Source organism: Xenorhabdus sp. Sc-CR9, from assembly GCF_963897815.1.
Lineage (GTDB): Bacteria > Pseudomonadota > Gammaproteobacteria > Enterobacterales > Enterobacteriaceae > Xenorhabdus.
The window spans coordinates 11,568-38,164 of record NZ_CAWQTY010000163.1 but is presented as its reverse complement, the minus strand read 5'-3'; the positions used below and the strand labels follow the sequence as shown (position 1 = coordinate 38,164).

21 protein-coding genes and 2 pseudogenes are annotated in these 26,597 nt (G+C 42.3%); 20 read left to right on the top strand and 3 right to left on the bottom strand.

The genetic code is table 11. The features are described from left to right. The first annotated feature begins 154 nt into the window (after positions 1-154). The 12 genes from cysG to rpoS all read left to right on the top strand — a co-directional run bounded on the left by cysG (position 155) and on the right by rpoS (position 11,534). Positions 155-1,609, top strand: a complete 1,455-nt coding sequence (gene cysG / locus AACQ81_RS07670; RefSeq protein WP_237386880.1) for a siroheme synthase CysG — start codon at positions 155-157, stop codon at positions 1,607-1,609. 10 nt (positions 1,610-1,619) lie between these two features. After that, the gene (gene cysD / locus AACQ81_RS07665) at positions 1,620-2,528 is read left to right on the top strand and encodes a sulfate adenylyltransferase subunit CysD (RefSeq protein ID WP_237386871.1); all 909 of its coding nucleotides are present in this window, start codon (positions 1,620-1,622) and stop codon (positions 2,526-2,528) included. Between the two features lie 11 nt (positions 2,529-2,539). Next, positions 2,540-3,982: a sulfate adenylyltransferase subunit CysN gene (gene cysN, locus AACQ81_RS07660; RefSeq protein ID WP_237386870.1), complete on the top strand. Its 1,443-nt coding sequence runs from the start codon at positions 2,540-2,542 to the stop codon at positions 3,980-3,982. Continuing rightward, positions 3,983-4,624, top strand: coding sequence for an adenylyl-sulfate kinase (cysC, locus tag AACQ81_RS07655; protein WP_237386869.1), 642 nt, complete (start codon positions 3,983-3,985; stop codon positions 4,622-4,624). A gap of 382 nt (positions 4,625-5,006) precedes the next feature. Beyond that, a complete protein-coding gene (gene ftsB, locus AACQ81_RS07650; RefSeq protein ID WP_237386868.1) occupies positions 5,007-5,300 on the top strand; it encodes a cell division protein FtsB in 294 nt (97 codons plus the stop codon). Positions 5,301-5,330: 30 nt separating this feature from the next. After that, entirely contained in the window at positions 5,331-6,155 is an 825-nt protein-coding gene (gene ispD / locus AACQ81_RS07645) for a 2-C-methyl-D-erythritol 4-phosphate cytidylyltransferase (protein ID WP_237386867.1), read from the top strand. Next, positions 6,152-6,625 (top strand): 2-C-methyl-D-erythritol 2,4-cyclodiphosphate synthase, encoded by a 474-nt coding sequence (ispF, locus tag AACQ81_RS07640; RefSeq protein WP_237386866.1) that lies wholly within the window; start codon positions 6,152-6,154, stop codon positions 6,623-6,625. Before ispD ends, ispF begins: the two co-directional genes overlap by 4 nt. A 2-nt stretch (positions 6,626-6,627) precedes the next feature. Beyond that, positions 6,628-7,677: a tRNA pseudouridine(13) synthase TruD gene (gene truD, locus AACQ81_RS07635; RefSeq protein ID WP_237386865.1), complete on the top strand. Its 1,050-nt coding sequence runs from the start codon at positions 6,628-6,630 to the stop codon at positions 7,675-7,677. 197 nt (positions 7,678-7,874) lie between these two features. Continuing rightward, on the top strand, positions 7,875-8,633 hold the full coding sequence (gene surE, locus AACQ81_RS07630; RefSeq protein WP_237386864.1) for a 5'/3'-nucleotidase SurE: 759 nt from the start codon (positions 7,875-7,877) through the stop codon (positions 8,631-8,633). Continuing rightward, complete coding sequence (locus AACQ81_RS07625) at positions 8,633-9,259, top strand: protein-L-isoaspartate(D-aspartate) O-methyltransferase (RefSeq protein ID WP_237386863.1); 627 nt, start codon at positions 8,633-8,635, stop codon at positions 9,257-9,259. Before surE ends, AACQ81_RS07625 begins: the two co-directional genes overlap by 1 nt. Positions 9,260-9,411: 152 nt before the next feature. Continuing rightward, a complete protein-coding gene (gene nlpD, locus AACQ81_RS07620) occupies positions 9,412-10,485 on the top strand; it encodes a murein hydrolase activator NlpD (protein ID WP_237386862.1) in 1,074 nt (357 codons plus the stop codon). Between the two features lie 53 nt (positions 10,486-10,538). Next, positions 10,539-11,534, top strand: coding sequence for an RNA polymerase sigma factor RpoS (rpoS, locus tag AACQ81_RS07615; protein WP_237386861.1), 996 nt, complete (start codon positions 10,539-10,541; stop codon positions 11,532-11,534). A gap of 200 nt (positions 11,535-11,734) precedes the next feature. On the opposite strand, the gene mutS is transcribed toward rpoS, so the two are convergent. After that, complete coding sequence (mutS, locus tag AACQ81_RS07610) at positions 11,735-14,296, bottom strand: DNA mismatch repair protein MutS (protein ID WP_237386879.1); 2,562 nt, start codon at positions 14,294-14,296, stop codon at positions 11,735-11,737. Between the two features lie 420 nt (positions 14,297-14,716). Here mutS and AACQ81_RS07605 point away from each other — a divergent pair. The 5 genes and pseudogenes from AACQ81_RS07605 to yjiA form a co-directional block, all read left to right on the top strand. After that, positions 14,717-14,848: pseudogene (locus AACQ81_RS07605) on the top strand (type I methionyl aminopeptidase); the annotation flags it as partial. Between the two features lie 284 nt (positions 14,849-15,132). Further along, entirely contained in the window at positions 15,133-16,557 is a 1,425-nt protein-coding gene (locus AACQ81_RS07600) for a phosphoethanolamine transferase (protein ID WP_237386860.1), read from the top strand. Between the two features lie 270 nt (positions 16,558-16,827). After that, positions 16,828-18,981, top strand: a complete 2,154-nt coding sequence (locus tag AACQ81_RS07595) for a carbon starvation CstA family protein (protein WP_237386859.1) — start codon at positions 16,828-16,830, stop codon at positions 18,979-18,981. A 157-nt stretch (positions 18,982-19,138) separates the two neighbouring features. Continuing rightward, a complete protein-coding gene (locus tag AACQ81_RS07590) occupies positions 19,139-19,342 on the top strand; it encodes a YbdD/YjiX family protein (protein WP_047962587.1) in 204 nt (67 codons plus the stop codon). Positions 19,343-19,399: 57 nt separating this feature from the next. Beyond that, positions 19,400-20,362 carry a GTPase gene (gene yjiA / locus AACQ81_RS07585; RefSeq protein WP_237386858.1) on the top strand — a complete coding sequence of 321 codons (963 nt, stop codon included), beginning with the start codon at positions 19,400-19,402 and terminating at the stop codon, positions 20,360-20,362. A gap of 353 nt (positions 20,363-20,715) precedes the next feature. Here the strand turns inward: yjiA and AACQ81_RS07580 are convergent. Together AACQ81_RS07580 and AACQ81_RS07575 are read right to left on the bottom strand one after the other, a co-directional pair. Next, positions 20,716-21,282 (bottom strand): annotated as a pseudogene (locus AACQ81_RS07580) (tyrosine-type DNA invertase); the annotation flags it as partial. Positions 21,283-22,291: 1,009 nt separating this feature from the next. Then, on the bottom strand, positions 22,292-23,617 hold the full coding sequence (locus tag AACQ81_RS07575) for an amino acid permease (protein ID WP_237386857.1): 1,326 nt from the start codon (positions 23,615-23,617) through the stop codon (positions 22,292-22,294). A 1,251-nt stretch (positions 23,618-24,868) separates the two neighbouring features. On the opposite strand from AACQ81_RS07575, the gene AACQ81_RS07570 reads away from it, so the two are divergent. The 3 genes from AACQ81_RS07570 to AACQ81_RS07560 are packed head-to-tail and all read left to right on the top strand — an operon-like array spanning position 24,869 to position 26,579. Then, entirely contained in the window at positions 24,869-25,540 is a 672-nt protein-coding gene (locus tag AACQ81_RS07570) for a CsgG/HfaB family protein (RefSeq protein ID WP_237386856.1), read from the top strand. 23 nt (positions 25,541-25,563) lie between these two features. Next, complete coding sequence (locus AACQ81_RS07565) at positions 25,564-25,920, top strand: DUF4810 domain-containing protein (protein ID WP_237386855.1); 357 nt, start codon at positions 25,564-25,566, stop codon at positions 25,918-25,920. After that, positions 25,920-26,579: a DUF799 domain-containing protein gene (locus AACQ81_RS07560; RefSeq protein WP_237386854.1), complete on the top strand. Its 660-nt coding sequence runs from the start codon at positions 25,920-25,922 to the stop codon at positions 26,577-26,579. The genes AACQ81_RS07565 and AACQ81_RS07560 overlap by 1 nt, the downstream gene beginning before the upstream one ends. The last annotated feature ends 18 nt before the right edge of the window (positions 26,580-26,597 follow it).

Here is a 26,597-nt window from a genome sequence, read left to right as displayed (position 1 = left end):
ACGAGTTAGAAAATTTACCTTATGCGATTCAGGAACAAATAATTCCTTTTTGACATTTCATAACCTGATCGCAGCCCCATATATTTATTATCTAGCAATCATAATAATTAAGAGCTTATGTATGATATTAGCTCTAATACTGGATGATCTCATTGTGGACTATTTACCCTTATTTGTTGAGCTTAAATCCCGATCTGTACTGCTGGTGGGGGGAGGAGAAATCGCTTCCCGCAAGGCGGGCTTATTGTTGAATACAGGGGCAGCATTAACGATTGTTGCCCCTGAATTACATGTTGAACTACAGCAACGTTATCAAAAGGGGGAATTTGAGTGGCGGGAAGGAACATTTAAAACAGAATATCTTGATGGGGTGTTTTTAGTGATTGCAGCCACTGATGATCACGAACTCAACCAGCATATTTTTGCGGAAGCCAACAGCCGCGCTATTTTAGTCAATGTTGTTGATAATCAACCTCTTTGTTCAGCAATCTTTCCATCAATCATCGATCGCTCTCCGGTAATTGTAGCAATTTCATCGGCAGGAAAATCCCCGGTATTGACAAAATTACTGCGAGAAAAACTGGAAACCTTACTGCCATTTCATCTTGGCACAATGGCAAAAATTGCAGGAAACTGGCGTGCACGGGTGAAACAGCGGCTTGCTTCCATCCGTCAGCGGCGTCACTTTTGGGAAAAGGCCTTTAATGGACGCTTTTCCACACTAATAGCCAATGGACAATTACAACAAGCAGAAGAGCAACTCGAACAGCAATTGGTGCAAACTCAGATTCAGACACAAGGAGAACTGGCTTTGGTCGGCGCAGGGCCGGGAGACCCGGGGTTACTGACGTTAAAAGGTCTGCAAGTCATCCAGCAAGCTGACGTTGTACTTTATGACCATCTGGTGAGTGCAGAAATTCTGGAGTTAGTGCGCCGCGATGCAGACAAAATCTGTGTTGGCAAAAGAGCAGGAAACCATTCCGTTCCACAAGAAGAAACTAACGCCCTGATCATCAAATTAGCGAATCAGGGGAAAAAAGTGGTTCGCCTGAAAGGTGGTGATCCGTTTATTTTTGGTCGAGGAGGAGAAGAGCTACTTGTTGCAGCAGAGGCAGAGATACCTTTTCATGTTGTTCCCGGAATTACTGCGGCGGTAGGTGCTTCGGCTTATGCCGGCATTCCATTGACCCACAGGGAGTATTCACAAAGCGTCACTTTTATTACAGGACATTGCCGTGAAAATGGCAATGAACTGGATTGGCCTGCACTCGCGCGGGGCAACCAAACTCTGGCAATTTACATGGGCATCATGAAATCTGCTTTGATCAGCCAGAAATTGATTTTACATGGTCGAGATCCCAATACTCCCGTTGCCGTGATTGGTTGTGGTACCCGCCCTGAACAGCAAGTGTTGACCGGAACGTTATCTGAACTGGAACGGTTGGCGCAGAAAGCACCATCGCCTGCTTTGCTTGTGGTAGGAGAGGTGGTTCAACTCCACCACCAGATAGCATGGTTTAGGCAGCAGTCCGTTGATCAAATTCAACTGATTGATCAAGAAAACGCTGGAGTTCAAGTAAGTCGCCCAGCTGTTATTGATTTCGCATAAGGAACAGTCAATGGACGAAAAAAGATTGACACATCTACAGCAACTTGAAGCTGAAAGCATTCATATCATTCGGGAAGTGGCGGCTGAATTTGCTCATCCTGTGATGCTATATTCGATTGGAAAAGATTCCTCAGTGATGTTGCATCTCGCGCGCAAGGCATTCTATCCGGGAAAATTGCCTTTTCCTTTATTGCACGTGGATACCGGCTGGAAATTTCGGGATATGTATGACTTCCGCGATCGCACTGCGGAAAAATATGGTTTTGAATTACTGGTTTACCGTAATCCGCAAGGAGAATCGCTGGGGATTAACCCTTTTATTCATGGCAGTGCAAAACATACTGACATTATGAAAACAGAAGGGCTGAAACAGGCACTGGATAAATATGGATTTGATGCCGCATTCGGTGGAGCACGGCGAGATGAAGAAAAATCGCGGGCTAAAGAACGTATTTATTCATTCCGTGACCGTTCCCACCGCTGGGATCCCAAAAACCAGCGTCCGGAGCTTTGGCGTAACTATAACGGTCAGATCAACAAAGGGGAAAGCATTCGCGTATTCCCGCTATCCAACTGGACTGAGCTGGATATCTGGCAATATATCTATCTGGAACAGATAGATATCGTTCCCCTTTATTTCGCCAAACCTCGTCCGGTTGTACAGCGCGAAGGAACGTTAATTATGGTTGATGATGATCGCATAGATTTAAAATCTGGAGAAGTCATCAGCCAGCGTAAAGTACGTTTCAGAACACTTGGCTGTTGGCCGCTGACAGGCGCTGTGGAATCGGAAGCAGAAACATTGCCAGAAATCATAGAGGAAATGTTGATATCGACAACCAGTGAGCGACAGGGGCGATTGATTGACAGTGATCAGTCCGGATCGATGGAGCTGAAAAAGCGTCAGGGTTATTTTTAAGGAGTTCAAATATGCCAGCAGTTGCACACAACGAAATCATCGCCAGCCAGATTAAACAGCAAGGTGGTGTTGAAGCTTACCTGCATGCACAGCAGGATAAAGGATTGCTGCGCTTTTTAACCTGCGGCAGCGTTGATGATGGGAAAAGCACATTGATTGGCCGTTTGCTGCATGACACCCGCCAAATTTATGAAGATCAGCTTGCGACGCTACAAAGTGACAGCAAGCGGATCGGAACTCAGGGCGAAAAACTGGATTTGGCATTATTGGTTGATGGGTTAGCCGCTGAGCGGGAACAAGGCATCACCATTGACGTGGCATATCGTTATTTCTCTACGGAAACACGTAAATTCATCATTGCGGATACACCGGGGCATGAACAATATACCCGTAATATGGCGACAGGTGCTTCAACCAGTGATCTCTCTATTTTGCTGATTGATGCGCGAAAAGGTGTTCAAGAACAAACTCGCCGCCACAGTTTTATCAGCACCTTGCTGGGTATCCGTCATCTGGTTGTGGCGGTGAATAAAATGGATTTGCTGGGCTATCGACAAGAGATATTTGAGCAGATTAAACAGGATTACCTGAATTTTGCCGCTCAATTACCCGCCAACCTAAGTATTTATTTCGTTCCAATTTCGGCATTGGAAGGAGATAACATTGTTACTCGCAGCGAAAAAATGGCATGGCATACCGGGGAAACTTTACTGAATATCCTTGAGAGAGTGGATGTACAGACAAAATTGGCAGAACAACCCCTGCGTTTTCCTGTGCAATATGTTAACCGTCCGGATCTCGATTTTCGTGGATACAGCGGTACTTTATCATCAGGAGTTTTACGCCAAGGCCAAAAAATCAAAGTTATGCCATCAGGTTCAGTTTCTACGGTGGAAAGAATAGTCACTTTTAGTGGTGATCTGCCATTTGCTGTACCTGGGGAAGCGATCACTGTTGTATTAAAAGATGAAATTGATATCAGTCGTGGAGATCTGTTGATTGCCTTTGAAGATCAAATGAAGACCAGCCGCCATGCTTTGGTTGATGTTGTATGGATGTCAGAGCAGCCATTGATTCAGGGGCAAAGTTTGGATATCAAAGTCGCAGGCAGAAAGAGCCGAGGAAAAGTCGATAATGTCCAATATCAGGTAGATATTAACAACCTGACGCAGAAGGTTGCAGTTGAATTGCCGCTGAACGCGATTGGGCTGGTGGAATTCTCATTTGATGAACCACTATTGCTCGACAGCTATGCACAAAATGAGGATATCGGCGGCATTATACTTATTGACCGCTTGACTAACGTCACTGTCGGAGCCGGATTAGTACGTGAAGTTCAAACCGATGTTTACGAAGAATCCAGGGAATACAGTGAATTTGAACTGGAGTTCAACCGATTAGTCCGCCGCCATTTTCCACATTGGGGCGCTCGTGACTTACTGGGGGGAAAATAAGTGTCTCAGGATAAAACCCCCGTTTCATCTGTTGCTTCGGATATCGTTTCCCCTGATATTGTCTGGCATTCACATGCCTTGGATAGGAAACAACGGGAAACTGCGAATGGGCATCCAGCATTTGTAATTTGGTTCACCGGGCTATCCGGTTCTGGGAAATCCACCCTTGCGGGAGCACTGGAACAGACCTTGTTTTTGCAGGGGATCAAAACTTACCTGCTGGATGGTGACAACGTACGTCATGGCCTGTGTAGTGATTTGGGGTTTTCCGAAGCGGATAGACGGGAGAATATCCGACGTGTCGGAGAAGTCTCTAAATTGATGGTTGATGCTGGATTGGTTGTATTGACAGCATTTATTTCCCCCAATAGAGCAGAAAGGCAAAAAGTACGTGAACTCATGCAAGCGGGGCAATTTATTGAAGTGTATGTCGATACACCATTAGAAGTGTGCGAAGGCCGTGATCCCAAAGGGCTATATAAAAAAGCACGAGCAGGAGAACTGCGTAATTTCACGGGCATTGATGCTGTTTATGAACCACCTGAACAGCCTGATATTTATTTGGATGGTTCACAGCCAGTGGAATCATTGATCGGAAAATTGCTTTTTATACTGAAAAGCGATGGTATTTTGCCTGCTTAATTCTCTCCCCTGAACAAATCATCATGAAACACATTATTATTGAGAGTGGAATAATGTGTTTCTATACACTTCGTCTTTCAAGCTGCCTCTTTGTTGGCTGCGCTCGCTCACCCCGGTCACATAGTTATCTATGCTCCCGGGGATTTGCTCTCTTGCCGTCGTGATGCAACTTGAAATCCATTGTGTATATACCCAATGAATTTCGAGTTTCAGCAACACAGTTATTAATTGGAAGACAAAGGGTACGCAGACATTTAATTCCCTCGGTTTCCATTACATCTTATTACCATGTCTTTCGAGCATGTTTTATAAGCAGTTTTGGAGAGTGAGTGGCGTCATGCTTTCAGTTGTGGGATGATTAGCGGGTTTTCAGGGGGGGGAGATGGGCAAACTAACGCTACTATTGCTGCTTATACTTGGTTGGTTACAGTATTCGCTGTGGTTCGGCAAAAATGGCATTCACGATTATGTGCGGGTTAAGTCTGAGGTCGATAAGCAAGAGGTCGATAACCTTAAGCTTAAGGCCCGCAATGATCAGCTATTTGCTGAAATCAAAGATCTTAAAGGGGGGCAAGAAGCGATTGAAGAGCGTGCCCGTAATGAATTAGGCATGATTAAGCCGGGAGAATCCTTTTACCGTATGGTGCCGGATACCTCGAAACAAAGTGCACAATAGTCTTTGAATCAGAAAAATAAATTAATTGAAATGAATAATTCAACGTATCATTCTCCTACTGATAGCTCTCTTGCTGATAGTTCTCTTGCCGACAATGCTTTTTCTGAAATAGTTGCATTGATCCCGGCTGCGGGCATTGGTAGCCGGATGAAATCAGATTGCCCAAAACAGTATCTCAAGGTTGCCGGCAAAACTATCCTTGAACATACTTTGGCTGCATTGCTTGAACATCCCCGTATTCAGAGCATCATTGTTGCTCTGAATCCTGCTGATACACAATTCGAACAACTGAGTATCGCTTCAGATCCACGCATTACCACAGTGAAGGGCGGAGAGGAACGGGCAGATTCCGTATTGTCTGGGTTGGATTACTTATCTGGTTTGCCGACAGACAGACAGATCTGGGTTTTAGTACACGATGCAGCCCGTCCCTGCCTTCATGGAAGTGACCTTGATAACTTGCTACGGTTGATTGATCAAAGCGAAGAGTTTCCTGATGTGTGCGGTGGCCTTCTGGCATCACCGGTGAGGGATACCATGAAACGTATAATGCCGCCATCAGAAGAAGAATTACCCACAAATGACCATTCCGCCATTGACCATACCGTTGACCGCAATGGGCTTTGGCATGCCCTGACCCCACAGCTATTCCCTTTGCAGCTATTACGTGATTGCCTGATCAAATCACTTGCAGAAAATGCCTGTATCACTGATGAATCTTCGGCACTGGAGTATTGCGGTTATCATCCTGTATTAATTAATGGACGAGCAGACAATATTAAAGTCACTCAACCTGAAGATTTGGCATTGGCTGAGTTTTACCTATCCCGAAAATTTAAGGAATCTATCGTATGAGAATTGGACACGGTTTTGATGTGCATAAATTTGGCGGAGAAGGACCGTTGATTATTGGGGGTGTTCGTATTCCTTATGAGCAAGGACTCATTGCCCATTCAGACGGTGACGTTGCTTTACATGCTGCCACTGACGCTCTGTTGGGAGCGGCTGCACTGGGTGATATTGGTAAATTGTTTCCTGATACCGACCCTGCCTTTAAAGGGGCAGATAGCCGTGAATTGCTGAAAGAAGCCTACCGCCGTATCCGTGCAAAAGGTTACCGGATTGGGAATCTGGATATCACTATTATTGCACAGGCCCCGAAAATGCTGCCTCATATTCCCCAGATGCGAGTCAATCTGGCAGAAGATCTTGAATGCCATATGGATGATATTAACGTTAAAGCAACAACCACAGAAAAACTGGGATTTATTGGTCGTAAAGAAGGTATTGCCTGTGAAGCAGTGGCTTTGCTGGTAAAGGAATAAGCATGACATTAAGTGAATTACAGTGGCTTTATGGCCAACCGGAAGCGACTGGCGTTGTCAAAGCCTTACCAGAAGATTTTATTGTTCGTGAAGATCTGGGATTTTCTCCTGATGGAGAAGGTGAACACTTGATGGTACATATCCGCAAGACGGGATGTAACACCCAGTTTGTAGCTGATCACCTTGCCCGCTTTGCAAAAATCCCGGCTCGGTCTGTGAGTTATGCAGGATTAAAAGATCGCAATGCGGTTACAGAACAGTGGTTCTGTCTGCACTTACCGGGAAAACAAGATCCGGATTTAACTGCATTCCAGCTTGAAGGTTGTGAAGTACTGGCTACTTCCCGCCAGAAACGAAAATTACGGATTGGCGCATTGAAAGGTAATGATTTTACTCTGGTGTTAAGAGCAATTTCAGATCGGCAATCTGTGGAAAAACGTTTGCAGCAAATATCACAGGGTGGTGTTCCAAATTATTTTGGCGAGCAGCGTTTTGGACGTGATGGACAAAATCTCGTACAGGCTCAGCGCTGGGCTGCTAATGAAATTCAGGTCAAAGAACGTAATCGGCGTAGTTTTTACCTCTCTGCCTGCCGCAGCGCTATGTTTAATGCCATTACCAGTACACGTATCGAATTGGATGAACACCGACAGGTAAAAAATGGTGACGCTTTGCAACTAACCGGACGTGGTAGCTGGTTTGTGGCTGATGAGCCTGAATTGGCGGTATTACAGCAGCGGGTCATGGATGGAGAATTACAAATAACTGCACCTTTACCGGGTGACAAAGCGTTGGGGACACAGGATCAGGCTCTGAGTTTTGAACAGCAGTGTTTACTGGACTATGAGTCATTTTGGGCGCTGGTTAAACGTGAACGTGTAGAGAGCACCCGCAGGGCAATTCTGGTAAAACCGCAAAACCTGAATTGGGAATGGTTGGATGAACACACCGTTACTCTCTATTTCTCACTGCCATCCGGTAGCTTTGCAACCAGCGTTGTCAGAGAATTGATCAATCAGGATCAAAATAACGTTGTGGATATTGCGGAGTAATACCTTGTGGTGCATAGCCACAGTGGAACTGAAAGCAAAGCGTTCTACAAAACTGGTAGCATCATGCTAAGATCAGACGATTTTTCAACAGCTTTAATATTGCCTGAACGCAGATATGCTAAATAATTTAGACAATATATAAGGTAAGTAACAGTATCAATTTATGTTTCATTTAATAAAATCAACGAGATAATTCAATGCTGCGGATATTGCTGAGTAACGATGATGGTGTCACCGCTCCGGGAATTCAAACTTTAGCGGCAACATTACGTAAACACTATCATGTTCAGGTGGTTGCACCTGATCGTAACCGTAGCGGTGCGTCTAATTCTTTAACGCTGGATCGTTCCTTGCGTATTAATACACTGAATAATGGTGATATTTCTGTCCAGGAAGGTACACCGACTGATTGTGTCTATTTGGGTGTAAATAAATTAGTTCGTCCCCGCCCTGATATCGTTGTTTCAGGGATCAACTGTGGCCCTAATCTTGGTGATGACGTGATTTATTCCGGCACAGTTGCGGCTGCGATGGAAGGTCGTCATTTAGGGTTACCCGCACTCGCGGTATCTCTAAATGGTGACAGACATTATGAAACCGCAGCAGAGGTGACAGTAAAGTTATTGACTTTGCTGCAACAATTCCCATTGAGAGCGGGTAATATTTTGAATATCAATGTGCCTGATATTCCGTTTGAACAAATCAAAGGCTTTCGGGTAACGCGATGCGGCAGCCGCTGTGCTGCGGAAGAAGTCCATACTTTACAAGATCCCAAAGGTAATATGCTCTATTGGATAGGTCCTCCGGGTGAAAAAAATGATGCGGGGCCTGAAACAGATTTTGCTGCGGTAGAAGAAGGATTTGTATCTATAACTCCTTTGCAGGTGGATTTGACGGCTTACAAAGCATATGAACTGATAAACGATTGGTTGGCAAAGGTCGGGGATATTGAGTAATGCTGAGCCGGGCAGTGAAAAATTTGCTGGTTCAATTACGCCAGCAAGGTATACATGACGAGCACTTGCTGGAAATCATGGCCAGCGTTCCTCGGGAATGTTTTGTTGATGAAGCTCTTGCACACAAAGCCTATGAAAATACAGCTTTGCCCATTGGACATGGGCAAACTATATCTCAGCCTTATATTGTTGCCCGCATGACAGAATTGCTGAATTTAACGCCTGAATCCAATGTGCTGGAAATTGGGACAGGATCTGGCTATCAGACAGCGATACTTGCTCATCTGGCTAAACATGTTTTTTCCGTGGAGCGTATCAAGGGATTGCAATGGCAGGCAAAGCGGAGGTTGAAGCAACTCGACCTACACAATATCTCAACTCGTCACAGCGATGGTTGGAATGGATGGCCGTCAAAAGGCCCATTCGATGCCATAATTGTTACAGCAGCACCACCAGAAATTCCACAAGCTTTGCTTTATCAGCTTGCTGATGGTGGTGTCATGGTTTTACCTGTTGGCGAGAGTTCTCAGTCATTGAAAGTGGTGCATCGTTATGGAAATGATTTTCATAGCGAAGTTGTCGAATCTGTCCGTTTTGTACCTCTAATTCAAGGCGAGCTAGCATAATCAGCTGATTTATTTGAGGCGTAATTTTAAAATTGGCTGTCATTTTGTTTTAAGCTGAGCAAAATATCTCGCTTTAAATCTTTTGTAATTCTAAATTTCTTTATAAATCATCATTATTAGTACTTATATTTGCCTTTGTGGGGGAATAAGGTATGAATTTAGGAAACCCAATGAAAAAAATAAAGTGGATAATCATCAATATATTTATAGGGAGTATATTGGTTGGTTGTAGCAATACACCAAATCGTCCGGCTCCAATAGTGAATATTGATAATAGGGAAAAAAACGGAGGAATATCCTCCAGATCGTCATCAATTTCGACTCCTATGCCGTCTTCTCCTGCAATCATTTCAAAAAATAGTACGCCAGAGAATCGTGCTGTAGAAAACCGTCAGCCAGTGAATCCTGCTGCTAATGTGAGTTCACATCAAGGAAGAATTACCTATAGCCGTAACTACGAAAACATCCCGAAAGGCAGCTATAGCGGCAATACCTATACAGTCAAACATGGCGATACACTATTTTACATAGCTTGGATTACGGGTCATGATTATCGTGACTTATCTCTCAAAAACAATATTTCAGAGCCTTATAGTTTAAATGTTGGTCAAGTCCTGAGAATGGATAATATAAACTCCAAGAATGGTGTATTAATAGCATCAAATAGTACCCAATCTAAAATTAAGCAGGTTGATTTTCAAAAAATTAATGCGTATCCTGCAAACGTTGATAGACCTAGCACAAGAAAAATGTTGCCAAGAGCAACTATTTCTGATAGTGACAGTGCCGCATCAAAAGCACCTACAGCAACTAATACGGGTATAAATGGTGCTGACAATCTTGGCACTATTAGTAGTAGTAGCTGGAGATGGCCTGCGGAAGGAAAAATTCTTGAAGGCTTCTCTGATTCTCAGGGAGGAAATAAAGGCATTGATATTACGGGGAGTCGTGGCCAGCCCGTATTCTCAACTGCCAGTGGGAAAGTAGTTTATGCTGGGAATGCGTTACGCGGATATGGAAATTTAATAATTATAAAACATAACGATGACTACCTGAGCGCCTATGCTCACAACGACACTATGTTGGTACGTGAGCAGCAGGATGTCCAAGCGGGGCAAAAAATTGCCACCATGGGTAGTACCGGAACAAGTTCCGTGAGATTACATTTTGAAATTCGCTACAAGGGAAAATCCGTAAACCCGCTGCGTTATCTTTCGCAGCGATAAACCGGGGCAGGATCTGAAATTCCTGCCCGCATTATCATGGGTAGGAGCAGCTGATGAGCCAAAGTACGCTTAAAGTTAATAAGTTGTATGATGATGCGGATTTAGACGAAAGTGGCATGGAAGCCGATGACTTTGATGAAGCGTTGCTGAAAGATGGGGATGATGTAACCAGTCTTGATGAAGATTTGGATTTGTTGCAAGGTGTAAACCAAAGAGTTCTTGATGCAACACAACTTTATCTCGGAGAGATAGGTTTTTCCCCTCTGCTGACAGCAGAGGAAGAGGTTCTTTTCTCTAGAAGAGCACTGCGTGGAGATATTGCGGCGCGCCAGCGTATGATTGAAAGTAATTTACGTTTGGTCGTCAAAATATCCCGTCGATATAGTAATCGTGGATTAGCTCTGCTAGATCTGATTGAAGAAGGGAACCTTGGGCTTATTCGTGCGGTAGAAAAATTTGATCCTGAAAGGGGATTTCGTTTTTCCACTTATGCGACATGGTGGATACGTCAAACTATTGAACGTGCCATCATGAATCAAACCCGCACAATTCGTCTTCCTATTCACATAGTCAAAGAATTAAATGTCTATTTACGTACTGCAAGAGAACTGGCACACAAATTGGATCATGAACCCAGTGTTGAAGAAATTGCGGAAAAACTGGATAGACCAGTTGAAGATGTAAGTCGTATGATGCGGCTTAACGAACGCATTACTTCTGTCGATACACCAATTAGTGGCGATTCAGATAAAGCATTATTAGATATTTTATCTGATGAAAACGACTCAGGACCTGAAACAACCATTCAAGATGATGATATGAAAAGGAGCATCGTGAAATGGTTGTTTGAACTGAACGCAAAACAGCGTGAAGTTTTGGCACGTCGTTTCGGTTTACTTGGATACGAAGCAGAAACATTAGAAGATGTTGGGCGAGAAATAGGATTAACAAGGGAGAGAGTTCGTCAAATTCAAGTTGAAGGGTTGCGTCGCCTTAGAGATATATTGCATACCCAAGGCCTGAATTTAGAATCATTATTCCGTACTTAATTATTTATACCCGGTTCGAAAAAACACGGTATATTTAGGTGGTAATCTGAAGGTGGGCTAATTAGGCCCACCTTTTATTTATTTACCCACTGATCGGGCGTCTCACACTGTAGAAACTGATAAATGGGCGCTAACAGGCTGCTATCAAACTTTAGCGTTACCCCATATTGCTATGTCTTCCATAGCTGCGCCTTCCATGACTACACCATATCCTTGAGACGATAAATCCACTCCAGTGCCTGACGTGGGGTCAGCGTATCTGGATTCAGGTTTTCCAACGCTTCAACTGCCGGAGATGTATCTTCTGCCAGCAAGGTTAATTGTGGTGTATCGACATGGCTTGCCGTTGCATGATTGGAGAGTGATTCCAGCTCTTTTAGTTTCTGCCGTGCGCGCTTAATCACATCACGGGGGACACCTGCCAAAGAAGCTACCGCCAGTCCATAACTTTTGCTGGCTGCACCTTCTTGTACACTGTGCATGAAAGCAATTGTGTCACCATGCTCAACGGCATCCAGATGAATATTGACGACGCCTTCCAGTTTTTCCGGCAACGTCGTCAGTTCAAAATAGTGGGTTGCAAACAGAGTCATTGCCTTGATGCGGTTAGACAGACTTTCGGCACAAGCCCAAGCAAGCGATAAGCCATCATAAGTCGAAGTACCGCGCCCGATCTCATCCATCAAAACCAGACTGTATTCGGTAGCGTTGTGCAGAATATTGGCGGTTTCAGTCATTTCCACCATAAACGTAGAGCGGCCTGATGCCAGATCATCGGAAGCGCCCACACGGGTGAAGATGCGATCTACCGGGCCAATAACCGCTTTCTCAGCTGGTACAAAACTCCCGATATATGTCAGCAACGTAATTAAAGCTGCCTGACGCATATAAGTACTTTTCCCCCCCATATTCGGCCCCGTGATGATAAGCAAGCGACGTTGTGACGCGAGCATCAATGGGTTAGAAATAAAGGGTTCACTCAACACTTGCTCAACAACGGGGTGACGACCGCCAGTGATTTGAATACCGACTTTATCCGTCAGGGTTGGGCAGGTGTAATTCAGGGTTTCTGCGCGTTCGGCAAGGTTTGACAGCACATCCAGTTCTGCCAGCGCTTCAGCACTGGTTTGTAATTCGGCCAGATGCGGCAGTAACAAATCAAACAGTTCTTCATACAGGGCTTTCTCAATAGCAAGCGCTTTGCCTTTGGAGGTCAGAACCTTATCTTCATATTCCTTTAACTCAGGAATAATATAGCGCTCTGCATTTTTCAGTGTTTGACGGCGGACATAATGAATTGGCACTAAATGGCTTTGTCCGCGGCTGACTTGGATATAGTAACCATGTATGGCATTGAAGCCGACTTTCAAAGTATCAATGCCAAGTTTTTCACGCTCGCGGATCTCCAGTCGATCCAGATAATCGGTGGCACCATCTGCCAGTGCCCGCCACTCATCCAGCTCAGCATTATAGCCAGTAGCAATCACGCCACCGTCACGCACCAGAACAGGCGGTGTTTCGACAACTGCATTTTCCAATAGCACCTGTAACTCATCAAAATTCCCCACACGTTGCTGTAGCGCCTGAATATAAGGGGACTCAGAGGACTCCATGATTTGGTGAATATCTGACAATTGCTGGAAAGAGTGGCGCATTCTGGCCAGATCACGGGGACGAGCCGAACGGAGTGCAAGACGGGCGAGTACACGCTCTAAGTCACCGACTTGACGCAAAAACGGCTGCAATTCATAACCAATATCTTGTAATGCAGAAATGGCTTGCTGGCGATTTTCCAGTATATCTTTATTACGAATTGGCGTATGCAACCAACGTTTTAGCATACGGCTGCCCATCGGGGTCACACACTGATCGAGTACAGATGCCAGAGTATTTTCGATACCGCCTGATAGATTTTGCGTCAATTCCAGATTACGACGGGTTGCGGCATCCATAATCACTGTTTCCTGCGGACGCTCCATCGTAATACTGCGGATATGGGGCAGGCTGGTGCGCTGGGTGTCTTTTACATATTGCAGTAAACAGCCAGCTGCACGCAGGGCGAGCGCCGCTTTTTCCACGCCAAAGCCAATCAGGTCACGAGTACCAAACTGTAAATTCAGTTGCTGTCTTGCCGTATCCAGTTCAAATTCCCACATTGGGCGTCGACGCAGTCCATGACAGCGTTCAATCAGCGTTATATGACCAAACGTTTCGGGATAGAGCAGTTCTGCGGGATGGGTACGTTGCAATTCTGCGGCAATAGTATCTTGGTCAGCCATTTCGGAAATCTGGAAGCGACCAGAAGTAATATCCAGAGTCGCATAACCGAAACCTTGATTATCATGCCAGATAGCAGCCAGAAGATTATCCTGTCGCTCTTGTAGCAAGGCTTCATCAGTTACTGTGCCGGGTGTCACAATACGAACAACTTTACGTTCAACAGGGCCTTTACTGCTGGCAGGATCTCCGATCTGTTCACAGATCGCTGCCGATTCACCCAGCTGTACCAACTTTGCCAAATAGTTTTCAATCGCATGATAAGGAACACCCGCCATAGGAATGGGCTGACCTGCCGATTGCCCACGTTTGGTTAGGGAAATATCCAATAACTTCGCGGCCTTTTTGGCATCGTCATAGAATAACTCATAAAAATCCCCCATCCGATAAAGCAGCAGGATATCCGGGTGCTGTGCTTTCAGGCGCAGATACTGCTGCATCATGGGGGTATGGCTATCTAAATCCTTTGCTGGTGATTCTTTCATATTGATTTGATTCAATTTTACTATTCCTGTTGACTCAGTTGGGCCATTGATGCTCAGTCAACCCATCTAAATGATAAAACCTAAATATAATCAGCTAAGGATGGCACACTAATAAATCTCATCCTAGGCGAAAACACTATCTTATCACTGATAATCTGTGTGATTCATCTGTGGATTAGATTAAGACGATGTGGTCGGTAGGTTATCAGGATTACTCGCAGGAATGTATCAGATTTTTTGACTATTCAGCAGGATTGCGAAGCGACTCAATAGCACTCAGAGAGATTGTTGATACTCAAAAGCAGAGTTCTGCTGCGATGTCTGTAGAAATGTCGGTAGAAAATTTTCAGCTACTCAATACCACTTCACAAAAGATTATATTTATTATTTCTGCGTATCTTACGGTTACTATAGCTGCATAAAGATGGCTGGACAGTAACGACCAAAGATCGCCGGCTATCGGCTCAGTTTGAACATACAATCTTGGTCACTCGTGACGGTTTTAAGGTGCTGACCCTACGGGATGGCGAGCGTGCATTTTTTGAAATCTAGTGAGTAGGGACTCCTTTATCTTTTAAGTTGCTGCCTTGTTGGTTACACTCTTCCCCCGGTTAAATAGTCAGATGGTTGGGGGAAGTGTTTCTTTTTCCTCGCGCTGCAACTTGAAAGACGACAAGTATATATAAAATTACAGGGTTACTATGTCTTTATTGTATAAAAATAAGAACTCTTATTGCTTTATAGCTCTTTTCTTCCTGATTTTTTTAATGCATAAATGCTTAGGTTATCAATTAAAGTTGATATATGTTTTCAGTGCCTTCGCATTCTTTTTATTTATGTCTGTTGTCAGTAAAAGAGCCTATATCTTCCTGATAGCTTTTTTTTCCATTGTAGGAATGATTTATACTCCAATTGGTCTCAATTACGGTTACCCGGATATCAACGCAGTAGGATCATTAATCTATACTAATCAGAATGAAACTTTGGAATATATTAGTGGGCTTTCGGCTTCAACTTACTTGACCACTATCACTATTTTTATCCTGATGATATTTGCCTTCAAATTAAATATCACATTATCGGGGAAAGGGAAAAAATGGTTATTCGCACTGTTCTTCATTCCGGCTTTCTGGTCACCAGTTAAAGGGTATATTAAATCGGGCTTTGAAAATGACTCGGAGCTTTTGAACACCAGTTTACCTGAAGTTCGTTTTTTCAGTGATGCTTATCATAGCTACACAAGAGTCATGTCAGAAAATAGCCGATTTGCCAAGATTATTAAGAATAAAGATGACTGGCAACCTGTTATTAAGGAAGAAAAATACGATACATACATTATGGTGATTGGGGAAAGTGTCCGAAAAGATTTCCTGAATGCCTATGGTTTTCCTGATAAAAACACGCCATGGTTAAATAATGCGAATGCAACAATATTAACCCATTATATTTCTGCCGCACCATCGACACAGTTGTCACTGACGAATTCTTTAGCAATCAGTACAATAAATGAAACTCAATTGAATAACAGTATCATTTCACTGGCGAGAAAAGCGGGATTTGAAACTTACTGGCTTTCTAACCAAGGTATGAAAGGTGGGTTTGATTCTCCCGTAGCGATGATTGGGCAGCAGGCTAATCATTATACTTTTTTAAAGGAAGGCAGTTCAGATGATCGTAGCTATATGCCGGATGAAAATCTGTTGCCTGCCATTCGTAACGCATTGACGAAAGATAAACAGAGGAAGTTGATTGTCATTCACTTAATGGGATCGCATCCACAACCTTGTGCCAGAACCGATGAGCAGTACACGACCTATTTCCATTCGAAAAATATTTCATGTTATATCCAGAGTATCTACAATACGGATAGCCTGCTGGCTCAAATTGAAAATATTGCCAAACAGAACCAATTACAGTGGACGATGCTCTATTTTGCGGATCATGGATTGTCATTTGTGCAAAAGAACACGAATGACGAGAATCTGACGCATAGTGATGATAATCAGCAAAACTATCAAGTTCCATTTATCATTACCGGTTACGATTATTCTGCTAAAAATACGATAGATGCACATCGCAGCGGTTTGTATCTTTTATCTATGTTATCCACATGGCTGGGGATAAAAGAACCTCGTTTGGTATCCGAATGTAATTGGTTTTCTAACCAAGAATGCCAGAACCAGCATACAATAATTTCATTTGATGGCGAATATAAAGGCTTTAATCAATTAAAAGACGACACTATTGACCCCGTTTTATAAGCAGTGAGTGATCTCACAAAATCTGATTCGTTTTTCCTCAGCAAGAACCACTGATAGAAGGATTCTGACCGCTTAATAGGGTATTCAACCGCTGGCTCAGATCCTTCCTACTATCGCAGGGAGAGTTTTATATCATAGTGCAGTGTGGCGAGGAGTATATGCCCTTCATGGGGATGGCTTCCTTCCGGCTATCAGATAGTCGGTTTATGGAAAAGGAAGTAAAAATTAAATGATGACTTGCTGTTCGTCTTACCTTGGAAAGGAAGTATTATGAACAATAATAAATTGTTAAAACATATCCCCTGGATGATATTGGGGATAATTGGTGCATTTTGTCTTGGCGTTGTTGCGCTTCGCCGGGGAGAGCACGTTAGTGCCTTATGGATTATTGTTGCTTCTGTAGCGGTTTATTTGGTTGCTTATCGGTATTACAGCCTTTATATCGCAACCAAAGTGATGAAGCTGGATGCCACACGGGCAACGCCTGCCGTCGTTAATAATGATGGGTTGAACTACGTTCCTACCAATAAAAATGTCTTGTTTGGTCATCACTTTGCAGCCATTGCAGGTGCGGGGCCGTTGGTGGGACCTGTATTGGCGGCACAGGTGGGATATCTGCCGGGAACCTTGTGGCTATTGGCCGGAGTGGTGCTTGCCGGTGCGGTACAGGACTTTATGGTGCTGTTTATCTCTTCCCGCCGCAATGGTGCATCATTGGGTGAGATCATCAAAGAAGAAATGGGGCGTGTACCGGGTACAATAGCCTTGTTTGGTTGCTTCTTAATTATGATCATCATTCTGGCAGTGCTGGCCTTGATTGTCGTGAAAGCATTGGCGGAAAGCCCATGGGGCGTATTTACCGTTTGCTCAACGGTACCGATCGCGCTTTTCATGGGGATCTACATGCGATATATCCGTCCGGGACGTGTAGGTGAAGTCTCCGTGATTGGCATTATCATGCTGGTTGCTGCTATTTGGTTTGGTGGTGTTGTTGCGGCTGACCCTTATTGGGGACCAGCGCTGACTTTCAAAGATACTACCATTACTTATGCGTTGATTGGTTATGCATTTATCTCCGCATTGCTGCCAGTATGGTTAATTCTGGCACCGCGTGACTATCTGGCGACGTTCCTGAAAATTGGGGTGATTGTTGGCCTTGCGATCGGGATTGTTATCCTGAACCCTGAGCTGAAAATGCCTGCCGTAACACAATACATTGATGGTACAGGGCCAGTCTGGAAAGGCACACTGTTCCCATTCCTATTCATTACCATTGCCTGCGGTGCGGTATCTGGTTTCCATGCTCTGATTTCTTCGGGAACGACGCCTAAATTGCTGGCAAACGAAAATGATGCACGTTTCATTGGTTATGGTGCGATGTTGATGGAATCATTTGTTGCGATCATGGCATTGATTGCTGCATCTATCATCGAGCCGGGTCTGTACTTTGCGATGAATACACCTCCGGCAGCGTTGGGTATTACCATGCCTGATTTGCATAATTTGGGCACGGCAGAAGCTCCGATGATCATGGAATCTTTGAAAGAAGTCACAACCCATGCGGCAGCGACTGTAAGTTCTTGGGGTTTTGTGATTTCACCTGAGCAAATTCTGCAAACGGCAAAAGACATTGGTGAACCCTCTGTTCTGAACCGTGCAGGAGGCGCACCAACTTTGGCGGTGGGTATCGCACACGTCTTCCACCAGATTATCCCGACAGCGGATATGGGATTCTGGTATCACTTTGGTATTCTGTTTGAAGCACTGTTTATTCTGACGGCTCTGGATGCAGGTACACGTTCTGGTCGTTTCATGTTGCAGGATCTTTTGGGTAACTTTGTACCATTCCTGAAAAAAACTGATTCCCTGATTGCCGGTATTATCGGTACTGCAGGTTGTGTGGGGCTTTGGGGATATTTGCTGTATCAAGGTGTCGTTGATCCATTGGGCGGCGTTAAGAGTCTGTGGCCTCTGTTTGGTATCTCTAACCAGATGTTGGCAGCCGTTGCGCTAGTGTTGGGAACTGTTGTACTGATCAAGATGAAACGCACCAAATACATTTGGGTAACGGTGATCCCTGCGGTCTGGCTGCTGATTTGTACAACATGGGCATTGGGGCTGAAATTATTCAGTGATGATCCACGACTCGAAGGTTTCTTATTCCTGGCGAAAGAGTATAAGCAACGGATTGCAGAAGGTGGTGCAGAATTGACTGCTCAGCAAATTAGTAACATGAACCATATTGTTGTGAACAACTATACTAATGCGGGCTTAAGTATCGTGTTCTTTGTGGTAGTGTATAGCATCATTATTTATGGTATCAAAACTGCGATAAAAGCGAGTAAAAACCCAGAGCGCACTGATAACGAAACTTCTTATATTCCAGTTCCGGAAGGTGGGGTAAAAGTTTCTTCTACGCACTGATTTGATACTTAAGTTGATTCAGACCAAGTGAATCAGTAATAGTTATACCTAATGAGTTTAGGGTTGCAGCCAACAAAGCTACAGTTTGAAAGACGAAGGGTATGTACCCCACATAATCAGCTTTGTATTATGTGGGGTATTTTTTTGGAGAGCGATTATGTTTGGTAATCTTGGCCGGGCTGGCAAATATTTGGGGCAGGCAGCCCGCATGTTGGTGGGCGTCCCTGATTACGACACTTATGTACAGCATATGAAGGAAAATCATCCTGATAAACCTTATATGACCTATGAGGAATTTTTCCGTGAACGTCAGAATGCCCGCTATGGCGGTGATGGGAAGGGGGGTATGCGCTGTTGTTAATAAACACGGATAGTGCCATGAACAGAAAGAAAAACGAATAGCCAGTGGAAAACGACAATGCAACCAATATCAGTTACAATCCTGACCGGTTTTTTGGGTTCAGGCAAAACGACGCTCCTGCGTCATATTCTCAATGCCAATCATGGTTATAAAATCGCCGTCATTGAAAATGAATTTGGTGAAGTTCCTATCGATAATGAGTTGATTGGCAATCGAGCAACCCAGATCAAAACATTAAGCAATGGGTGCATTTGTTGTAGCCGTTCAAGTGAATTGGAAGATGCCCTGCTGGATTTACTGGATAGCATGGATAAAGGGCAAATCTACTTTGACCGTCTGATTATTGAATGTACCGGTATGGCTGATCCCGGCCCGATTACCCAAACTTTTTTTTCCCATGAAGTATTGTGCCAGCGTTTTTTATTGGATGGAGTTATCACATTGGTGGATGCAGTCCATGCAGAACAACAATTAGATCGTTTCTCCATTACGCAAGCTCAGGTGGGATACGCCGATAGGGTTATTCTGACGAAAACAGATATTGCTCCAACCCATGATGCCTTAATTGAACGTTTGCAGAGAATCAACGCCAGAGCACCTATTCATAAAGTCATTCAAGGTGATGCAGATCTAAATATATTGTTCGATATTGAAGGCTTCATACTGAATGATAAGCTGACTGTTTCGACACCGGTATACCGATTTGTACCTGAACAACAAAACATTATTCGGTCAATTATTGTTAATTTGCCTAACCCAGTTGAGTTATCCGACATTTCGGACTTGATGGAAGAGTTGTTACTGAGCTTCGCGGACAATTTACTGCGTTACAAAGGCATACTTGCCATCAAAGGTGAGTCTCGCCGATTACTTTTTCAAGGGGTACAACGCCTGTATAGTGCTGATTGGGACAGGGAATGGTGTACTGAAGAAGTCCGTGAGAGTATATTGGTTTTTATTGGCATGGAGCTGCCTGAACAGAAAATTCGTGAAAAATTTGCGGAGTTGTTTGTAGAATAATGATGTGTGGAGCAATTGATTATCAAATTATAACTACTCATTTTTTATTCATTATTGAGCAGTGAAATAGCCTGTATAAATTCGCTGCTCGTGTTTAAATAGAAACTTATATTATATATTCTAGTTATTAGGTTTAATTTTATGTAAAAATTCAATGGTTATTTTAACAAATATAAAACAATAAAAATAAAACCTATTCATAAACTGAATTTATCATAAGTATAAAATACTGACTCACGTTAGGTCATGGTGAAATAGTCTATTGTATCCACCTGCAATCTCCACAGAGTAATAAGTGGAGATTGTTGCAATAACAAGTCATGTTAGTAAAAGAAGTAGAGAAAAATAAATATTTATTTAGATTGAGTCTCCCAAATTCTGGAAAAACGCTTCACATTACTGGCGGTGTAAATCACAGTATGTGAAATGTTGCGATGTCCAAGATAATCCTGAATCAAACGTGTATCCCGACCGAGATCAGCTAATGCATAGCCACAAGCATGTCTTAACATATGAGGATGTGGAGAGACACTGACTGAAGCCTTTTTTCCATAACGTTTTAGCAATCCATAAACTTGCTGCCGTGAAACTGGTCCGGATTTTTGCGAGAGGAATACCCAAGGAGAATCCGCTTCCCGCCATTTTTGGCGAATATTAAGCCATTTCTTTAATGCTTCAATTTCTTCTGGAATCAAAGGATGTGTGGTTGAAAGACCACCTTTTAATCGTCTGATATGAATAATCGCTGAGTTTAGATCAAGATCAGATAAACGCAGATTACACAGCTCACTTACCCTAAACCCATGAATAAAACACATTAATAGCATGCAGTAATCCCTTTCTGCGTGACGTCCTTGTTTTGTTTCTGCCAAAATTGCGTCTATTTCGTATCGGGTTAAAAATTTACGTTGCTTCATGAAATTATCATTCCTATGACATCAAATTAGATTAATTGTAAATAGCAAGGTATTTAAACCAACTGAATACAATAATCCATCAGTGTTTTTTGAATATGATTGGCAAAATACCAGATTAATTTAATTGGAATACTGCAAATAAAAAATTTGCTGCTTCTGTTTGTCTTATTTTAATGAAAATACTAATTAAGTTTGTATAAACGTGTGATATGTAATCCTTGGTGTACAGAATGGGACAATCATAAATATAATTCCACATAAAAAAACTTATCTATTGAACTTTACAACTAATTGTTCAGGTCGGTTTTGTTTTTAGTTTTTTATTCTTACAAAGTTCCTTTTAGGTGTATTGAGTGTGTATTTTTACTGCATTTAGCTAAAAAAGTAAATGATTTATCTAAGTTGTTTAGATAACACGCTATATTTGATTGAAAGATACTTTTCCCATATTGTTTTTAGTGTAATATTTTTGTTTTCAATCATTAACTGGGTTTTTATTCTAATCACCATGAGGTGAACACATAATCAAAGAAAGAGTCTTAGCTAATTTAAGAGAGATGCTGAAAAATGGATTATCGTAATGTGCTTAATTTAAGTTAAATTTGTATCGTTTTTTATTATTTACATTGTATATTATTGTGGTCAAAATTTGATAAGATAATTGTTTTTTATTCAATTAGCCAAGTTCAGTTCAATAGATTACTGTAATGATTAATTAAATATAATTTCATTATTATAATGATTATTTGCTGAATTAAGTGTCGCAGAATATGGCAGGGATAAGACCAAAAAATCCACAAATAGAAAATTTTTGGCCTCATCAGATTACTTCAGTAAAACTTACCTTATGCGCCGTAATTTCGATGATTTGTATATCAGTTTATTGCATGGATAAAATGACTCCACAACCGTGTGTTCTGTTTTTGAATAACATAAACAAAACTTAATAAAAAACTGATCTTAATTGGTTTTTTCAGGCACTTACCTTCTTATTATATGAACCTGTCCTATATCAGGAGAAGGCCAGAAAAGGAGAGATGCATAATAAGATCCCAGTAAAGATGATCAAGATGAGTGATACCCCTTTGTAGTGATTAAGGCTAGGGACTTTGTAGACCAAATAGGTAGGGATTAGGCAGCCAACGATGCCAAATATTGGGCTACAAATGGAAGTAAAGCTCAACACTGGCGCATTCAGGATAATGGCACACCATGCCAACAAGATGGCAAAAATCATGATGCCTTTTTGCACCCATTTTTCATTGATTTTTTCGATAGGTATCATGCGGCTAAGAATATTCATGGCAATGCCCTGACTCGCCTCACGGAAACCGAGATAAACACCAAAGAAAGCAGTCATCACAGCGAAGATATTAAGCATGACACTGACGCCAATGACCCAGCCACCAGGAAAGAATTGAGCGGCAATCGCCAGCGCAGAAATATTTTGTTCATAGGCTTTGAGAGCTTCATCATGTCCCATTGCCAGAGTAAAAGAGACTGCATAGAAAAACACGGTACAAAACAGCACACCAAAGGAGATATTCATCGCCCTCAGTGCCTTGTGGCGGGCAACTTCGCGATTTTGTTCACGATTGCGATAAGAAATCACCATCGGACTTAACGTTTGAATGAACAGAATGGAGGTAAGTGTAAAAGGTAATGTAATAATGGCTTGTTTGATCAATAGCCCGAGAGGGGGTAATGCCCCGATATTATACAAATGCCACATGCCTATCATGGATAACCCCAAGGATGCGACAACAAATAATTTTGTCATTACCATCAGGCTGGATATCTTGAACAGTAATTGTTCACCTCGAGAGGAAATAGCGACTAAAACACAGATTAACACCAACCCATAAAATGGATTTTTAGACATTAATTCATCGGTAACGCCAAATGTTTGCAGATAAGACGCACTATCATTAGTTATGGCGATGGAATAAACAAACATCCAGATCACCAGCATAATAAAATAGAGCACTCCCAATAAAATGCCCCAGTTTTTACCGAGATACCCACTGATAACACTGGGATAATCCTTGCATTCCGGTGACTCTGCGAGGGTGTTGATGAAAAGTCGCTGAAAAAGATACATGGCGGGGTAACCAATAACGGAAGAGAGCAGGAAAACCCACAATCCCATCAGCCCAACCTGAACAGGCAGGAAAACAATTCCAGCCCCGATAGCCATGCCAATACTCATGATGACCCAGCCCATATCGGTACGATCGAATAGTATCGCTTTTCTCCATTCGTCTTCTGTCAAATTGGCTCGTTTGGCAGCCAGAGATAAGTGGGGTGTGACATCATTGTTTTTTATTGCTGTTTTCATAATAGCTCTTGCTTACATCTTTGGTGTTGTAATAGGTATTGAACAGGTACAGGGAGAAATACAGCACGTAAACACTAAATAACCCCTTTTTTAATAATGAAATTATCGTGTGTTGATAGGAAATATTCTGAGGAGAAGAAATTTCCCTCACCATTCCATCTGATACGACTTTTGAGAGAACAACCTCTTCAATAACGAAAAAATCGCTATTTGTTGTTTTCAATGAGAAATCACAAAGGGAAACTGTGCAAAAAAGTTGTGTACTTTATCATGCATGCATCTGTTCAATACATCCCATCAGTATTAAATCCTTTTTATTTTTAATATTATGCTGTAATTCAGCATATTAATCTAGAATTTTTTATCAGTGAAATTGAGCAATACGTGATTATAATTGAGTATATTAATTAGAAATAAGAGCACATATTCAATCAATATGCCATTCTACTATTGTGGGTTTTGTTATCTTCTGAGATGTTTAACACATTGGAATAGGTATTCGTTTTAAAAAAATGGACTTAATAGTTTTCTCATTTACTCATACATATTCTTATGGAATATTTTTAATGTTTCACAATGATTATTTTGAAAATTAATTAAATGACTCTTTGTGGAATAAATGATAAGCCATAGGATTTTATTGTTCTACAAATAGCATTAGTTTTATTTTTTGTTATTTACTTATGAAGATTATTGGGGTTTATGTGATATTTCTATCAAGAGTATGGGGTTTGTCTGTCGTAACTATGATATCGATGATGTCTATATTTTTATCGTTAGGAGAGAAATGTCAATTTAATTTTTATACTATTTTTCAATAGGACGATGGGTATTTAAGTGACAAGCGATAAGTTTTGTATGTTAATTAGTCTGTTATTGACAATTAAAGTGGATTGTTCTTGGTGATCTTTTCATTGTTTTATTGAATAACGAAAATTGGAATTAACTCTCCAGATAATCCTTCAGCGAATATTCAAAACAGTGTTAAACGGATAATTCCTTTGCAAAGCAATGGGATTAATGCCAATGATATATTGGCACGGTGAATGGAAAGTATACATTTGTATTTAATTAAATAGACTTTCCCTATAACAATATTTATTATTCTGTGGTTTTATGCTATCGGTATACGCCTGTATACCCCTTGGCTTTCACATTGCTGCTTTGTTGATTATGCAGCAATGTGAAAGCCAAGGGGTAGATAAGAAATCGGACAGGCTTATTTGATCATTCATTCAGGAAGACATAATAATGAAAAGCAAACTCACATTAGCCTCACTTTGCCTGGCTTCTCTCATGTTGGCTGGGTGTGCGACAGAATCTTCGTCAACACTACAAGTACAAAAAGTTTCTTCTTATAAAACTACCTATACCGGAATTCGTAGCCCGATTGCGGTAGGTAAATTTGAAAACCGCTCAAGCTACCAGAACGGTATTTTTTCTGATGGTATTGATCGTTTAGGAAATCAGTCAAAAACGATCCTCGTAACCCACTTACAACAAACTAGCCGTTTTAATGTACTGGAACGTACCAATATGGCTGAATTGAAAGCGGAAGCGGGTTTACAAGGCAAAACTCAGAAATTAAAAGGGGCTAATTACATTATTACGGGTTCGGTAACCGAGTTTGGTCGTAAAGAAGTGGGCGACCATCAATTATGGGGCATTTTAGGACGCGGTAAATCCCAGGTTGCCTATGCAAAAGTGATGCTGAACGTAGTGAATGTAGAGACTTCTGAAGTTGTGTTCTCTTCCGCGGGAGCAGGAGAGTATAAACTGTCCAGCCGTGAAATCATTGGGTTTGGCGGTACTTCCAGCTACGATTCTACCCTGAACGGCAAGGTATTGGATTTAGCGATCCGCGAAGCAATCAATGATCTGGTGGCTGGCATCGAAAATGGTGCATGGAAGCCGGCTAACTAATTTTATATGGGGAAGCGAGTTACATGTCTTCGATGAAAAAGACGGGAATGTTGTTGGGAATACTATTGTTGGCAGGATGTGTCAAAGCACCTAAAACCCTGTATGTATGGGGTGATTATCAGCCAACTCTGTATCAATATTATCAGCAGGATAAAACAGGGCCACAAGAACAGCTTCAGGCATTGCAGAAAGTTATCGAACAAGCCAAGGCTAAAGATAAGCCTGTTCCACCTGGGTTACATGCTCAAATGGGGCTGCTTTATAGCAAAACGGGTAATATTGAGGATGCTTTCCAGCAGTTTGATATAGAGAAAAAACTGTTTCCAGAGTCAGCACCTTACATGGATTTTCTGTTGAGCAAGAATAAAGGAGCTAAATAATGAACCGTTTTTTGGGGGCAATCGGTGCCTTATTATTATTGGTACTGACTGGATGTGTCCAACATAAACCATATGATTATTCAGCACTGAGAGAAAGTAAACCTAAATCCATTTTGGTTCTGCCTGCCGTGAATAAATCGGTAGAGGTACAGGCTTCTGGCAGCTTAATCTCTCAGGTCACTTATCCATTGGCGGAATCAGGCTATTATGTTTATCCCGTTGCGGTAGTTGAAGAAACATTCCGTCAAAATGGGATGAATGAAGCGCAGGATATCCATAACCTCAGCTATAAGAAACTGCATGATATTTTTGGTGCAGACTCCGCTCTTTATCTGACTATTACTGACTACGGTACACAATACCTAATTATAAACAGCGATACTCGTGTCAGTGCGACAGCCCGTTTGGTCGATCTACATACAGGTAAAGCACTTTGGAGTGGTGTTGCGACGGCGTCTTCCACAGAGAACGATAACTATTCCAGCGGTGGTTTGGTTGGAATGCTGATATCGGCTGCTATCGCCCAGATTGCGAATACTGTCACGGACAAAGGTCATAATATCGCAGGCATTACCAGTAATCGCCTGTTAGGTGCAGGAGGGAATGGTCGTTTGCTGTATGGACCTCGTTCAGAGTTCTATGGTAAAGAACAGTTATAAATTTTTTATTATGGTGTT

Excerpts from the sequence above, each read along its gene's own strand:
- cysD (WP_237386871.1), top strand. The coding sequence starts at position 1,620 with ATGGACGAAAAAAGATTGACACATCTACAGCAACTTGAAGCTGAAAGC.
- cysN (WP_237386870.1), top strand. The coding sequence starts at position 2,540 with ATGCCAGCAGTTGCACACAACGAAATCATCGCCAGCCAGATTAAACAG.
- ftsB (WP_237386868.1), top strand. The coding sequence starts at position 5,007 with ATGGGCAAACTAACGCTACTATTGCTGCTTATACTTGGTTGGTTACAG.
- ispD (WP_237386867.1), top strand. The coding sequence starts at position 5,331 with ATGAATAATTCAACGTATCATTCTCCTACTGATAGCTCTCTTGCTGAT.
- ispF (WP_237386866.1), top strand. The coding sequence starts at position 6,152 with ATGAGAATTGGACACGGTTTTGATGTGCATAAATTTGGCGGAGAAGGA.
- truD (WP_237386865.1), top strand. The coding sequence starts at position 6,628 with ATGACATTAAGTGAATTACAGTGGCTTTATGGCCAACCGGAAGCGACT.
- surE (WP_237386864.1), top strand. The coding sequence starts at position 7,875 with ATGCTGCGGATATTGCTGAGTAACGATGATGGTGTCACCGCTCCGGGA.
- AACQ81_RS07625 (WP_237386863.1), top strand. The coding sequence starts at position 8,633 with ATGCTGAGCCGGGCAGTGAAAAATTTGCTGGTTCAATTACGCCAGCAA.
- nlpD (WP_237386862.1), top strand. The coding sequence starts at position 9,412 with ATGAATTTAGGAAACCCAATGAAAAAAATAAAGTGGATAATCATCAAT.
- rpoS (WP_237386861.1), top strand. The coding sequence starts at position 10,539 with ATGAGCCAAAGTACGCTTAAAGTTAATAAGTTGTATGATGATGCGGAT.
- mutS (WP_237386879.1), bottom strand. The coding sequence starts at position 14,296 with ATGAAAGAATCACCAGCAAAGGATTTAGATAGCCATACCCCCATGATG.
- AACQ81_RS07600 (WP_237386860.1), top strand. The coding sequence starts at position 15,133 with ATGTCTGTTGTCAGTAAAAGAGCCTATATCTTCCTGATAGCTTTTTTT.
- AACQ81_RS07595 (WP_237386859.1), top strand. The coding sequence starts at position 16,828 with ATGAACAATAATAAATTGTTAAAACATATCCCCTGGATGATATTGGGG.
- AACQ81_RS07590 (WP_047962587.1), top strand. The coding sequence starts at position 19,139 with ATGTTTGGTAATCTTGGCCGGGCTGGCAAATATTTGGGGCAGGCAGCC.
- yjiA (WP_237386858.1), top strand. The coding sequence starts at position 19,400 with ATGCAACCAATATCAGTTACAATCCTGACCGGTTTTTTGGGTTCAGGC.
- AACQ81_RS07575 (WP_237386857.1), bottom strand. The coding sequence starts at position 23,617 with ATGAAAACAGCAATAAAAAACAATGATGTCACACCCCACTTATCTCTG.
- AACQ81_RS07570 (WP_237386856.1), top strand. The coding sequence starts at position 24,869 with ATGAAAAGCAAACTCACATTAGCCTCACTTTGCCTGGCTTCTCTCATG.
- AACQ81_RS07565 (WP_237386855.1), top strand. The coding sequence starts at position 25,564 with ATGTCTTCGATGAAAAAGACGGGAATGTTGTTGGGAATACTATTGTTG.
- AACQ81_RS07560 (WP_237386854.1), top strand. The coding sequence starts at position 25,920 with ATGAACCGTTTTTTGGGGGCAATCGGTGCCTTATTATTATTGGTACTG.